General features: G+C 58.5%; 11 protein-coding genes. 5 read left to right on the forward strand and 6 right to left on the reverse strand.

Annotated elements, in window-relative coordinates; all coding sequences use genetic code 11:
• Nucleotides 1-265 precede the first annotated feature (265 nt).
• Both PG871_RS10580 and PG871_RS10585 read left to right on the forward strand, forming a co-directional pair.
• Complete coding sequence (locus PG871_RS10580) at nucleotides 266-784, forward strand: CarD family transcriptional regulator (RefSeq protein WP_270729190.1); 519 nt, start codon at nucleotides 266-268, stop codon at nucleotides 782-784.
• 102 nt (nucleotides 785-886) lie between these two features.
• Entirely contained in the window at nucleotides 887-1,657 is a 771-nt protein-coding gene (locus tag PG871_RS10585; protein ID WP_270729192.1) for a potassium channel family protein, read from the forward strand.
• A gap of 3 nt (nucleotides 1,658-1,660) precedes the next feature.
• Here PG871_RS10585 and cobS read toward each other — a convergent pair whose 3' ends face one another.
• On the reverse strand, nucleotides 1,661-2,425 hold the full coding sequence (gene cobS, locus PG871_RS10590; RefSeq protein ID WP_270729193.1) for an adenosylcobinamide-GDP ribazoletransferase: 765 nt from the start codon (nucleotides 2,423-2,425) through the stop codon (nucleotides 1,661-1,663).
• 77 nt (nucleotides 2,426-2,502) lie between these two features.
• Here cobS and cobT point away from each other — a divergent pair, with 77 nt between their 5' ends.
• Nucleotides 2,503-3,513, forward strand: a complete 1,011-nt coding sequence (gene cobT, locus PG871_RS10595) for a nicotinate-nucleotide--dimethylbenzimidazole phosphoribosyltransferase (protein ID WP_270729194.1) — start codon at nucleotides 2,503-2,505, stop codon at nucleotides 3,511-3,513.
• Between the two features lie 34 nt (nucleotides 3,514-3,547).
• Here cobT and PG871_RS10600 read toward each other — a convergent pair whose 3' ends face one another.
• The gene (locus tag PG871_RS10600) at nucleotides 3,548-5,431 is read right to left on the reverse strand and encodes a cation:proton antiporter domain-containing protein (RefSeq protein WP_270729195.1); all 1,884 of its coding nucleotides are present in this window, start codon (nucleotides 5,429-5,431) and stop codon (nucleotides 3,548-3,550) included.
• A gap of 16 nt (nucleotides 5,432-5,447) precedes the next feature.
• On the reverse strand, nucleotides 5,448-5,903 hold the full coding sequence (locus PG871_RS10605) for an Lrp/AsnC family transcriptional regulator (RefSeq protein ID WP_270729197.1): 456 nt from the start codon (nucleotides 5,901-5,903) through the stop codon (nucleotides 5,448-5,450).
• A 148-nt stretch (nucleotides 5,904-6,051) separates the two neighbouring features.
• On the opposite strand from PG871_RS10605, the gene hppD reads away from it, so the two are divergent.
• Nucleotides 6,052-7,149 (forward strand): 4-hydroxyphenylpyruvate dioxygenase, encoded by a 1,098-nt coding sequence (gene hppD, locus PG871_RS10610; protein ID WP_270729199.1) that lies wholly within the window; start codon nucleotides 6,052-6,054, stop codon nucleotides 7,147-7,149.
• A 77-nt stretch (nucleotides 7,150-7,226) separates the two neighbouring features.
• On the opposite strand, the gene PG871_RS10615 is transcribed toward hppD, so the two are convergent.
• Both PG871_RS10615 and PG871_RS10620 read right to left on the reverse strand, forming a co-directional pair.
• On the reverse strand, nucleotides 7,227-7,802 hold the full coding sequence (locus tag PG871_RS10615; RefSeq protein ID WP_270729200.1) for a hypothetical protein: 576 nt from the start codon (nucleotides 7,800-7,802) through the stop codon (nucleotides 7,227-7,229).
• Nucleotides 7,803-7,838: 36 nt separating this feature from the next.
• Nucleotides 7,839-10,304 (reverse strand): hypothetical protein, encoded by a 2,466-nt coding sequence (locus PG871_RS10620; protein ID WP_270729202.1) that lies wholly within the window; start codon nucleotides 10,302-10,304, stop codon nucleotides 7,839-7,841.
• Between the two features lie 165 nt (nucleotides 10,305-10,469).
• Between PG871_RS10620 and PG871_RS10625 the strand changes: the two genes are divergently transcribed.
• Nucleotides 10,470-11,159, forward strand: a complete 690-nt coding sequence (locus tag PG871_RS10625; protein WP_270729203.1) for an SIMPL domain-containing protein — start codon at nucleotides 10,470-10,472, stop codon at nucleotides 11,157-11,159.
• Between the two features lie 70 nt (nucleotides 11,160-11,229).
• On the opposite strand, the gene PG871_RS10630 is transcribed toward PG871_RS10625, so the two are convergent.
• Nucleotides 11,230-12,522: an O-acetylhomoserine aminocarboxypropyltransferase/cysteine synthase family protein gene (locus PG871_RS10630; protein ID WP_270729205.1), complete on the reverse strand. Its 1,293-nt coding sequence runs from the start codon at nucleotides 12,520-12,522 to the stop codon at nucleotides 11,230-11,232.
• Nucleotides 12,523-12,549: the final 27 nt, after the last annotated feature.

A 12,549-nucleotide genomic window follows, 5' to 3' on the forward strand; every position in this document is an offset into this window, starting at 1 on the left:
CGTTATCCAACGGCTAGAAAGCAGGAAATTGCTGATAAGCGGTTGAGAAAACGGGCCAAAACGGACCTTTGGGCGGGCAGCGCTTTTAAGGGGCCGTTTTTTGTGTTATACGTTTGTCACATACCGATAACTGCCTGCAGCCATCCCTGCGCATAATATGCCAAGGGTGGTTTTTTACGCCAGAGCCACAGCGAACGGGAAACCTCCGTTTCCCGTGCGTGTGTTTTTGTCTGGTGACATGGGGGCTTAGCCTAGGAAAGTTTGCATGAGCAAAGCCAAGAAGAACGAATTCAGCCCGAATGACTATGTGGTCTATCCTGCACATGGCGTCGGTCAAATCATCAACATCGAAGAACAAGAAGTTGCCGGAATGCAGCTGGAACTCTTTGTGATCTCGTTTGAAAAAGACAAGATGACCCTGCGGGTGCCCACCAATAAGGCCACCGAAATTGGCATGCGCGGTCTCAGCTCGCCAGATGTGGTGAGCCAGGCCCTGAGAACGCTTAAGGGCAAAGCCAAAGTCAAACGCGCGATGTGGTCGCGTCGTGCGCAAGAGTATGAGCAAAAAATCAACTCTGGCGATCTGATCGCCATCGCCGAAGTGGTGCGCGACCTGCACCGCACCGACGATCAGCGCGAGCAGAGCTACTCTGAGCGTCAGCTCTATGAAGCCGCGCTTGAGCGTCTGACACGCGAAGTGTCCGCTGTGGCGGGGGGTGACGAAGTTGCCGCCGCCAAGCAGATTGGCGATGTTTTGATGTCGCGGGCCGCTGCTGCTGCCTAAGCTCATCTGCATTGATGTTTTTCAGGCCGTCCCAATCGGGGCGGCCTTTTCGTTGCACGTATTGCCCTGTTTTGCTTAAGTAAACACAACGGGGGACTTTGGATGGATGATCTCAAGGCGCGATTGACCGAACTCTATACCGGTCACGAACGCGGACCGGTTCGGTTTCGGTACGGACTTATTGTTTTTGACTTCGTAACCATCCTGTTTTTTATCCTCACGGCCCACGTCGAGCACGGAGTGTTTTTGACGCTGATCAGCCGGGCGACGGGCGTTGTGATCCTGCTGGACCTGATAGCAAGGTGGTGGGTGTCTGAGGACCGGAAGTTTCTGCTGACGCGGTTTTACACGATGGCGGACATCATTGTGATAGCCACCCTGTTTCTTGACCCGCTGCTGGAGGGGAACCTCGCGTTTTTGCGGGTGTTGCGTGGTTTGCGCCTCATCCATTCCTATCATCTATTGTATGATTTGCGGCAGGACAGCCGCTGGTTTCGCCAGCACGAAGACGCAGTGATCGCCTGCATCAACCTGTTTGTTTTTGTGGCCATCACCACCACAACGACGCTGGTCTATTTCATAGACGAAACGCTGACAAACACCCCCTATGTAGATGCGCTTTACTTCACGGTGGCGACGCTAACCACGACTGGTTTTGGCGACATCACACTTGGCTCTCCTGCGGGCAAATTGTTTTCGGTCTTTGTGATGGTGGTCGGCGTCGCGCTTTTCGTGCGGTTGGCACAAGCGATATTTATGCCGCAAAAGGTGGTTGCGGACTGTCACGCGTGTGGTTTGACCCGGCATGATCCTGACGCGGTTCACTGCAAACACTGCGGTGAAGTCGTTCGGATTGAAACCAAAGGCGCCTGAGCGTCAGCCCACAAGCGCGATGAGTGCGATCAACAGGCTGATTTCGCTCACTTGTTGCGTTGCACCAAGTATGTCGCCGGTCTGCCCGCCGATCTTCACCCGTGCCGTTGCCGCGCAAAGCGCCGCGCAGACAAAAGACAGCCCTGCAAGCGGCAGAGCCATCCAGTTTATCATCAAAAACGCAATGGCCGCGGCAACCGTCAAGCCTGCGAGTGCTGTTTTGCGCGGTACGCGGCCTTGCGCATGTGACAAGCCGTCAGCACGGGCATGGGGCAGGGCGGTCATTACCAAAGGCATCGCCGCACGCGACAGCATGGCAACGCTGATGAGATAGAACGCTGCCCACTCCGCGTTAAGCAATGCCGCAACCGCCAAACAGCGCAGGGCCAGCGACAGACACAGCGCGATCACGCCAAAAGCGCCGATGTGGCTGTCTTTCATGATCTCCAGGCGCCGCGCCTTGTCCCAGCCGCCCCACAGCCCATCTGCGGTATCGGCCAGCCCGTCTTCGTGCATGGCGCCGCTCAGAATGACCATGGCCGCGACAAAGATCACAGCGGCAATCAGATCGGGCAGGCCCAGCCAAAGGGCTGCCAGCATGGGCAGGCTGGCCAGACTGGCGAGCACGGCCCCGGCCAGCGGATAAGCCCACGCAGCCTGTGCGCTGCGCTCAAACCGCGCTTTGACCGGCAGGCGCGTCAACAACGCCAGCGCGGTGGCTGGGTCATTGGGGTGGATCAATAACGTGTCGGAACCGGACGCGCCCATGTCTCTTTCCTGTCTTGTCGGGGGCTGGCATTCAGGTAAACAACCAGAAAGCCAAAAATACAACAGGAGCCTCGTCCATGACCGCAGATTTCACCACTTTGGCAGAGTTTCAGGCGTTGCTCGCAACCGCCCCCGGCGCGGATCAAAAGGCGCTGGGCGAAGCCGAGGAGCGCAACAGCCAACTGACCAAACCCCCCGGCGCTTTGGGCCGATTGGAGGATCTGGCGATCTGGTATGGCAGCTGGCGCGGCACGGGCCTTCCGGCGATCGAAGCGCCGCAGGTGATTGTATTTGCCGGCAACCACGGCGTGACCGCGCAGGGTGTTTCAGCCTTCCCTGCTGAAGTGACCGAGCAGATGGTGCTGAACTTTCAGCACGGCGGCGCGGCCATCAACCAACTCGCCAAAGCTGCGGGCGCGACTCTGGACGTTGTGGCGCTCGAATTGGACACACCGACTGCGGATTTCACCCAAACAGCAGCGATGAGCGAGGCCGAGGTTGTGGCGGCGTTGGCGGCAGGCTGGTCTGCCGTGAATGCGCAAAGCGATCTGCTGGTCGTGGGCGAGATGGGCATCGGCAACACAACAAGTGCCGCCGCCATTGCCAACGCACTTTATGGCGGTGACGCGGCCGATTGGGTGGGCCGAGGCACCGGAGTAGATGACGCCGGCTTGACGAACAAAGCCCGTGTTGTCGCCGAAGGCGTGGCCTTGCATGGCACACCCCAAGGCCTGGACGCGCTGCGCACTCTTGGCGGGCGCGAAGTGGCGGCTATGGCCGGGGCAATCGCGCGCGCGCGTAGCCTGAGTATACCGGTGATTATGGACGGGTTTATCTGCACGGCCGCCGCAGCGACGCTTCAAAGCGCAGCAGCTGGCGCTTTAGATCACGTGGTCGCAGGCCACGTCAGCGCCGAAGCCGCGCATGGCGCCGTGCTGGCCCAGCTGGGCAAAGAGCCGTTGCTAAGCCTTGGCATGCGCTTGGGCGAGGGATCTGGTGCGGCTGTTGCGATCAACATTCTGAAATCGGCTGTGGCCTGCCATTCCGGCATGGCGACTTTTGCTGAGGCTGGCGTGTCGGACGGTTAAATCAGGCCGTCGGCAAACCTTGAGGCAGGCCGCATCAGGCCTGCTGATCGTCGTCTTTTTCTTCGTCAAGCTGCGCCATCAGCATGGTTTGCAGTTCGTCTTCGAGCGCGCGGGCACGGGCCATGTAGGGCGGATTTTGTGACGACGGCACGCCGTCTTTCCACAGTTGTGCCAGTTCCCGAACCGCGTCGCGATCGTGGTGGAAAAAGGTTTTTTCTGCTTGCGCGGCCTCGTATTCGCTGAGCCCGATGTTTTCGAGCACATAGCGGCCAGCCCGCAAAGAGCTGTCAAACATTTCGCGTACGATGTCATTGGCGCCTGCATCATAAAGCCTGAACACCTGCGTGCGATCTCGTGCACGCGCTACGATGTGTAAATCTGGCCGTTCGCGACGTACAAAACTCACCAACCTGATAGCCGCCTCGGGATCATCCATTGCCACGACCAGAACGTGCGCTTTGGCAAGTCCGGCGGCGTGCAACATTTCTGGTCGTGTCGGGTCGCCGAAGAAGCCTTTGACACCAAAGCGGCGCATGGTCTCGATGGCCTGCATGTTATGATCCAGAACCACGGTGTTGAATCCGGCAGAGCGCACCAGACGGTTCACGATTTGCCCGAAACGGCCAATGCCTGCAATGATCACCGGTCCGGTCTCGTCGATTTCGTCGGGTGTATGCTTCTTGGTGTCCGCCCCGTAACCAATGCGTTTGGAAATCAGATCGTAAATGATGAACAGGAGCGGAGTGATCAGCATACTGAGCGCCACAACCAGCAAAAGTTCTTCGCCGATCCATTGCGGAATCACATTTTGCGCGGTCGCGGTTGTGATGAGTACAAAACCAAACTCGCCGGCCTGCGCTAGGGACAGCGTGAAGAGCCATTGGCTGCGTCCCCGAAGGCCAAAGGCGCGACCAATCAAGAACAGGATCAACGCCTTAAGAGCGATCAAGCCGACAACGATTTCGGCGATGCGCATTGGGTCGCGCAGCAAAACGTCAAAGTTGATCTGAGCACCGACGATGATGAAAAACAGGCCGAGCAGAAGACCCTTGAACGGGGCAATATCACTTTCTAACTCGTGGCGGAACTCGGAGTTGGCCAGAAGCATACCTGCCAAAAACGTACCAAGGGCGGCCGACAGACCCACAAGGGACATCAAGAAGGCGATGCCAACCACAATCAAAAGCGCCAGTGCGGTGTACATCTCCGGCAAACGTGCCGCGTGGATAAACCGAAATACCGGACGCGTGAGATAGCGACCGCCAATGACAATCGCAAACACCATGCCCAACGTCACAAGCGCCGCGCCCCATCCGGGCAAACCCTGTACCAGCGAAAGCCCCTCGTGGCCGTGGTCCTGAGACAGCTTGATGGATCCGTCCGCTGAAATTTTGGTGAGTGCTGTGTCTGCAAACAGCGGCAGAATGACCAACATCGGGATGACCGCGATATCCTGTGTCAGCAGGACGGCAAAGGCGCTCCGTCCTCCACCGGTTTGCATCAATCCCTTCTCTGTCAGGGTTTGCAGCACAATAGCCGTGGAACTCAGCGCGAAAATCATGCCGCAAGCCACGGCGATATTGATCGGATAGCCAACGGCCATCACCAAAACCAACACCGCCAGCCCCGTAAGGCCGATCTGCAACCCGCCAAGGCCTACCAGTTTGTCGCGCATCGCCCAAAGCGCGCGGGGGTCAAGTTCCAACCCGATCAGGAACAGCATCATCACCACGCCAAATTCGGCGTAATGCAGCAATTCGCCCGCTTCGTTGGTTCCCACAAGGCCCAACACTGGCCCGATCAGGATGCCAGCCGCCAAATAACCCAGCACCGAGCCGAGCCCAAGTCGCGCGGAAATCGGCACCGCAATCACCGCTGTCAGCAGAAAAATACTGGCTGTATAAAGTGCTTGTTCCATGGTCTTCCTAGCGGCTTCAGGTCGGCAGGGGCGCGTCGCGTTTCAGTTGATCCATCACGATCTGGCTTTGCACGCGGCTGACTGCTGGATGCGGCAAGAGTACCTCGTGAATCAAGCGATTAAGCGCGTTCAGATCGTCGCAGTAGGCGCGCAAAAGATAATCCGCATCCCCCGTCATGGTCCAGGCGCTGACAATCTCGGGGCGGGTGTCGATTAGCGTGGCGAAACTTTGCGCCTGTTCGGGACCGTGTGTGCCCAGCTGCACCTGCACAAAGGCCTGTACTGACAGGCCCAGCCGATTGGGATTGAGCCGCGCGATGTAGCTCTCAATATAGCCTTCGCCCTCGAGCCGTTGTCGACGGCGACCAGCCTGAGAGGCCGACAGGTTGAGTATGTCTCCCAACTCCTGCGCGGTCAGGTGGGCGTTTTTTTGGAGCGCCGAAAGCAGGCGCATATCGGTGTCATCAAGCATGTGCGGGTTTTTCGCATAGAAGTGTCATTTGTTGCCAATCGTACGCGCAAATTGCGGGGATTGCACGTCACTTTGCGGAAAACCCGCGCCTGCTTGCGTATAGTCTTAGCTCAGCGAACGAATTCACTCACATCAGGAGACGCCCCCAATGGGTCCATTCCCCCACGACGCCCCTCGCGCCGAGATTACCGACTTTAACCCTGCCGGTACGGACGGTTTTGAATTTGTGGAATTTGCCCATCCGGAGCCACAGGAACTGCGCGATCTGTTTGTGAAAATGGGCTATGTGCACGTTGCCAACCACAAGACCAAAGCCATCGAGCTGTGGCAGCAGGGCGATGTGACCTATATCCTGAACAACGAACCCGGCAGCTTTGGCATGCGGTTTGTCCAAGAGCACGGCCCCTGTGCGCCGTCGATGGGCTGGCGCGTTGTGGATGCGCAAAAAGCCTATGAGCACGCGATCTCCAAAGGCGCCGAATCTTATGACGCGGATGACAAGACGCTGGCTTGGCCTGCGATCAAAGGCATCGGTGGCTCGCTGATCTATTTCACCGACCAGTATTTCGACACGTCGCCGTTTAACGACGAGTTTGACTGGATCGTGACCTCCAAGCCGGAAGGCGACGGGTTCTTCTACCTCGATCACCTGACCCACAACGTGTTCAAGGGCAATATGGACAAATGGTTCCGCTTTTACGGCGATCTGTTCAACTTCCGTGAAATCCGCTTTTTTGACATCGAAGGCAAATTCACCGGCCTGCTGTCGCGCGCCCTGACATCGCCCTGTGGCAAGATCCGCATCCCGATCAACGAGGACCGCGGCGAGACGGGACAGATCGTCAGCTACCTGAAGAAATACAACGGCGAAGGCATTCAGCACATCGCAGTTGGGTCTGATGACATTTATGCCTCGACTGATGCGATTGCCGACAAAGGCATCAAGTTCATGCCCGGTCCGCCGGAAGCGTATTATGACCTCAGCAAAACCCGCGTTGTAGACCATGACGAACCTCTGGACCGGATGAAAAAACACGGCATCCTGATCGATGGCGAAGGCGTGGTGAACGGCGGCGAAACCCGTATTTTGCTACAGATTTTCTCCAAGACCGTGATTGGCCCGATCTTCTTTGAATTCATCCAGCGCAAGGGCGACGACGGCTTTGGCGAGGGCAATTTCAAAGCGTTGTTTGAATCCATCGAGCAAGAGCAGATCGACAACGGCGAAATCCAAGCCGCCGAGTGATCCCGAAATAACAATAAGAAATCCGGTCCAACGGAGCGAGGGGAGACGCCGTCCACATTAGTGGGCGGCGTTTTTTACTATTTCCCGTTTTCAGTTTTTGCCGTCTTTGCGGGAGGTTTTTCCGTCTTCTCCTGCTCTTTCTTTTTGGCCTTGGCCTTTTTCTCCGCCTTTTTCTCGGCGTCAGTCACGGGGCTTGGGATGGTCACATTGTTCTCACGCAAGTAGTCGAGGAAATTGTCGGAGAAGGTGCGCCGATAAAGCTTTGGCGGGACAACTTCGATAATCAGCTTCACTTTGCTCACCGTCAACGCAGCGATTTCGTCCCAGAGATTAATCGCATCCGTCACGCGGCAATGCGGCTGCACGGACGTGTCCACGGTTTGGCGCCCGCGCAACAGCGTCGCGTTGCGAATGCGATAGGTTCGAATGTTGCCCTGCGCGGCATTGCTGGCGCTCACAGTCCAATCCGCCTCATGATTGTCGCTGCCCACGTTGCAAACAAGATGGGTTTTGGCAAACGCCTGCCCAAAGGCATTGGGATTATAGGCTTTGTCTTCGGTGGCATTGGACACCAAGCCGCGAGCCTCCACCGATAGGGTGGACAGGATCACCACTTCGTCCACGCCGCAGGTTTCTATTGGAAAGCGTGCCAAGCGGCGCCTATTGGTCTTCAGGCGCGTGATCCTGTTTTAGCCTTTCGGCATCTTCAGCGTGATGTTCTTGCCGGACTTGATATAGCGCAGTTCGCCTTCGCCAATGGCCGCAACTTTGCCGCCGTCGATCCGATCGCCGACTTGCACCTTTTTGTAGCGCCCATTGCTCAGCCGAACGAGGGCGCGCCGGTTGGAACTGGTTCCGTAAACGCCGATCAGATTAACCTTCTTGAGGTTGATTGCATTCTGAATTGTGGCCTGCCGCGCAACAGAGGCCGTGGTCGGGATAGAGGGTGCAACAGCCGCCGCAGCGGGAACGGCCTCGACAGAGGTTGTCAGCGACGGGGTCACGCGATGCGCCAGCTGGGCAATATTGGCGGGCTTTGCGCGCGGGCGCAAAGACGTGGTCACGGCAAGCGCCGTGGGCGTCGTGTCAGCCTCAGCCTCGGCCTTTGCGTTTTGCGGGCGCGGGGTCGGGCGAATGCGCGCCAGTTCATTGAGGGTGAGTCCCCCCAATGTGGCGCGTTGGTTGCTTTCCAGCAAATCAGCGGGCCGCAGGCGCGGACGACGCGTTGCAAGCCGTTCCTCGGTCTGCGCCGCCAGTGCGGTCGCGACAACGATACGTTTAGGATAGGCAGGCGGCTCGACCTGAGGGCGTCCGGCAAATACCAGAATTCCATCGGGGCTTAGCGCGCCATCCGCCGTGGCGATGACCAGGCCACGCGCGTCAAAATCAAACTGTGTCCCCGCAACCGGCGGGTTGCTTTGCGCGGCAGGGGTGGTGTCGGTTTTCAACCCGTCCAATGCCGGAAGCGCGATGGCGTCCAACGCACCAAGGTCGACGTCGATGGAGGGAGTGTAGATGCTGTCAACGGATTCGCTGTGCACATCCAGCGGTGACAACGGCGCTCTTTGCCAGATTCCGGTCACCGCATAGCGGGCCTCTGCCTCGGCCTCTGTCAATTCAAGCGGATCGACGCCATCAAGCATGGCCTCGATTTCCGCACTGTCGGTGATTGTTTCAGGCGTTGTGGGCGGCAAAGCTTCGGTGTCGACGCCGTCGGTCGGGTCAACCGCCGCAATCTCAAGGTCCGTGGGCGACTGTGGCACGTCGACTTGTGGAACGTCCGTCGTGGTGTCCGGCTCAGAGGTTTGGGTCGGGGCGGGGGCGACAGGTTGTGACGCCTGCGGTTCCAGCACCACAACATCGGCGTCGGAGTCGCCGAACAATCCGGCCACGCCGTCATCAAGGAAATAGGTCGCCCAGACAGCCACCGCGGCCAGAAACGCCAACAGAACAGTCATCAGGATCAGGCCCAGATGTCTGGGTTTGCCGCGCACTTCGTCTTTGCGTGAGCCAAAGACCGTCAGGCTCTCTTTTTCTTCTGAGACAACCTTGCGCCGGTCGCTGCGTTTTGATCGGGCCGGCTCGGGCAATTCAGCAACAAGCGTGTCGCTGGCTTCGTACGCGCCCGCAGGTGCTTCGGGGGCTGCGGGCAAAGGCGCCACCGCAGCCCTTTTGCCTTTGTCTTTTTTGGCAGCCTTCTTTTTGGATCCGCCGCCGACTTGTTTGTTGCGGCTCCGGAACATACCGCTTGCCGCACCCTCGCCAGAGCTCTCAGCGGATCCTAGGTCATCTTCCCCTGAGTCCGCCTTAAGACCGGCAACGACGCGGGCCGGATCGAACCGCAACTTCGGTTCAGTTGTGACGCGGGCTGCAGCCACCTCCGGCGCATTGGTGCCAGCGACGTTTGCGGCGCGCGACGCGCCCCCAAGCTGCGGCGCATTGCCCGCGGTGTCGGCTTGACGACGGCTGGCGAAAGACATCATAGGCGCCGCTTCTGGCGCAGCGTCCGTGTCTTCGGGTGTCGGCTCTGTCGGGGCAGGCGCCTCCGGAGCGGCCTCAGCCACGATCACGTCCTGTTGAATCACATCCTCTGGCGGGATCGGGAGTTTTTCAGGCAGAGGGCCTGAGCCCACCACAACCATGGGGGCACCGTCCAGATCCACATGTTGGTTCTTTGCACCCTGTGTCGGGCCAAAATCCGGGGTGCCGTCAAACATCACAGGATCCGGCATCGCCGCAAACCGCACCGGATTGAACTGATGTTCCGCGGCAAAAGCCTCGGCCTCAGCAAGGGTTTCGCGCGCAACAGCGGCGACTTGGGTTTGGCCGTTCACAACACGTGAATCAAACACCAGCTGGTCGGCCTTGTAGGGCGTCTGTTCCTCAAGTACGCGGGTGATTTCAGCCTGTTGTTTGCTGGCACGCATGCGCCCCAGATCCAACGACAGAAGCTTTATCTGATCATTGGGCAGCACCAATAGCGTGGTGAAATCCACACCAACCCGCACCGCAGCCAAGTCATGAAGTTTAGCCAATTCGCCGGCCAGATCGTCACTGTCCAGCCCCACTTCGCCAAGCAAGTGCCATCCGCCGTCAACGCGGGTCAAAAGGCCGATGCCTTCGAAGGAAAGTGTCAAAGCGAGACTTGGCGACATGTATTAGACCTAGCATCCGGGCGGGCGGGACTTCCCATTTCCCTTAGAATTGCAGAATTTATAGCAAGTTCTTGCCGACATGGAAGAAAAAGCCGTTCCTAAATTCCGCGCACGTGCTGTTTACTCGTAGGGTGTTTCCATGAATTGAACAAAAGGGAGAACCGGATGCGTTTGGCAGCAATTTTATTGGTGGTTTGGAGCAGCCTTGGCGCGGGCGTGGCCGTCGCGGAAGGTCGCCACATCACGGTGACTGGCGAAGGCGTGGTGACCGAAGCACCGGATCAGGCGGTGATTTCGGTCGGCGTGTCGCATCAAACCAGCTCGGCACAGATGGCGATGGAGGTGGTCAGCGACACGGCGCGTGCCATGCTAGAGGCTTTGGCCGGCGCGGATATTGAAGCGCGCGACATGCAAACCAGTGGCCTAAGCCTGCGCGCTGTATATGACCGAAACCGCAACGGAGATGAGCGGCCTCTGCTGCTCGGGTTTTCGGCCTCCAACCGTCTGAGCGTCAAAGTCCGCGATCTTGAGACTGTAGGAGACGTATTGGGCACCTTGGTCAAGGCGGGCGCCAATGACATCAGCGGCATCACCTTTGGTTTGCGTGATCCGAAACGCGCGCAAGACGACGCGCGGCGCAGCGCGGTGGCCGATGCACTGGCCAAAGCGGCGCTTTATGCCGACGCAGCAGGCGTCAGCTTGGGCAACGTGGTGTCCATCTCCGAGTCCGGCAGTGCAATGCCGCGTCCGGAAATGATGCGTGCTTCGATGGCAAGCTTTGATGCGGTGCCAGTGGCGCCAGGTGAGCTGTCGGTGACCGCGCATGTCACAATGGTTCTTGAGCTGACCGACTAAATCACGACTTTCACCCAAAGAAAAACGCGCCGCGACAGGATCGCGGCGCGTTTCGTTTATTGTTCTGAGATCAGCTGTGCGCGGCGTTTAGCGCCCGGTCCAGATCCGCAATCAGATCTTCGCTGTTCTCGATGCCGATGGAAACCCGCACCACATTTGGTCCGGCTCCTGCCGCTTCCTGCTGCTCCGGTGTCAGCTGACGGTGGGTGGTGGAGGCCGAGTGGATCACGAGGCTACGCGCATCGCCAAGGTTGGCGACGTGGCTGAAAATCTCAAGGCTGTCGACAAATTTGATGCAGGCGTCATAGCCGCCCTTAAGCGCAATGGTGAACAGGCCACCCGCGCCTTTGGGACACACAGATGCGACCCGCGCTTTATAAGGCGAGCTGTCCAGACCGGCGTAGGTGACGTAGTCGACGTGCGCGTGCTTCTCCAGCCATTTCGTAATGGTTTCAGCGTTTTGCACATGACGCTCCATACGCAACGACAGAGTTTCCGTGCCCATCAGCGTATAGTGCGCCGCTTGCGGGTTCATGGTCATACCAAGATCACGCAGGCCAATGGCAATGCCGTGGAAGGTGAATGCCAACGGGCCAAATGTCTCGTGGAACTTGAGGCCGTGATAGGCGGGCTCGGGCTGGGACAGCGACGGGAATTTGTCCGACGCAGACCAGTCAAATTTGCCCGAGTCCACAACGCAGCCGCCGGTGACGGTGCCGTTGCCGGTCAGGTATTTGGTGGTGGAATGCACAACCAGCGTAGCGCCCAGAGAAATCGGGTTGCACAGGTATGGCGTCGCCGAGGTGTTGTCGACGATCAGTGGCACGCCCGCGGTGTCGGCAATCGCCGCAATTGCAGGAATGTCGGTGATATAGCCACCTGGGTTGGCTACAGATTCACAAAACACCGCGCGGGTGTTTTCGTCGATAGCAGCGGCGACAGCGGCTTCATCGTCAAAATCCACAAAAGTCGCGGACCAGCCGAAGCGTTTGATGGTCTGGCTGAACTGCGTGATCGTGCCGCCATAAAGACGGGTAGAGGCCACCACATTGCAGCCTGGCTGCATGAGTGGGAACAGCGCCATCAACTGCGCCGCGTGACCGGATGAACAGCAAACCGCGCCAACGCCGCCTTCGAGCGTGGCAATGCGTTCCTGCAGAACTGCAACGGTCGGGTTGGTCAGGCGCGAGTAGATGTAGCCGACCTCTTGCAAGTTAAACAGCGCCGCCGCGTGTTCGGCATCGCGAAACACATAAGCCGTCGATTGGTAAATCGGCGTCTGCCGCGCACCGGTCGCCGGATCAGGGCGTGCGCCCGCGTGAATTTGCAGCGTGTCAAAACCGTAGGTTGGGCCGTCGGTCATTGGAAATCCTCCCGTAAAATGTCGGGG

The sequence above is a fragment of the Shimia sp. Alg240-R146 genome, from assembly GCF_947331465.1.
Lineage (GTDB): Bacteria > Pseudomonadota > Alphaproteobacteria > Rhodobacterales > Rhodobacteraceae > Shimia.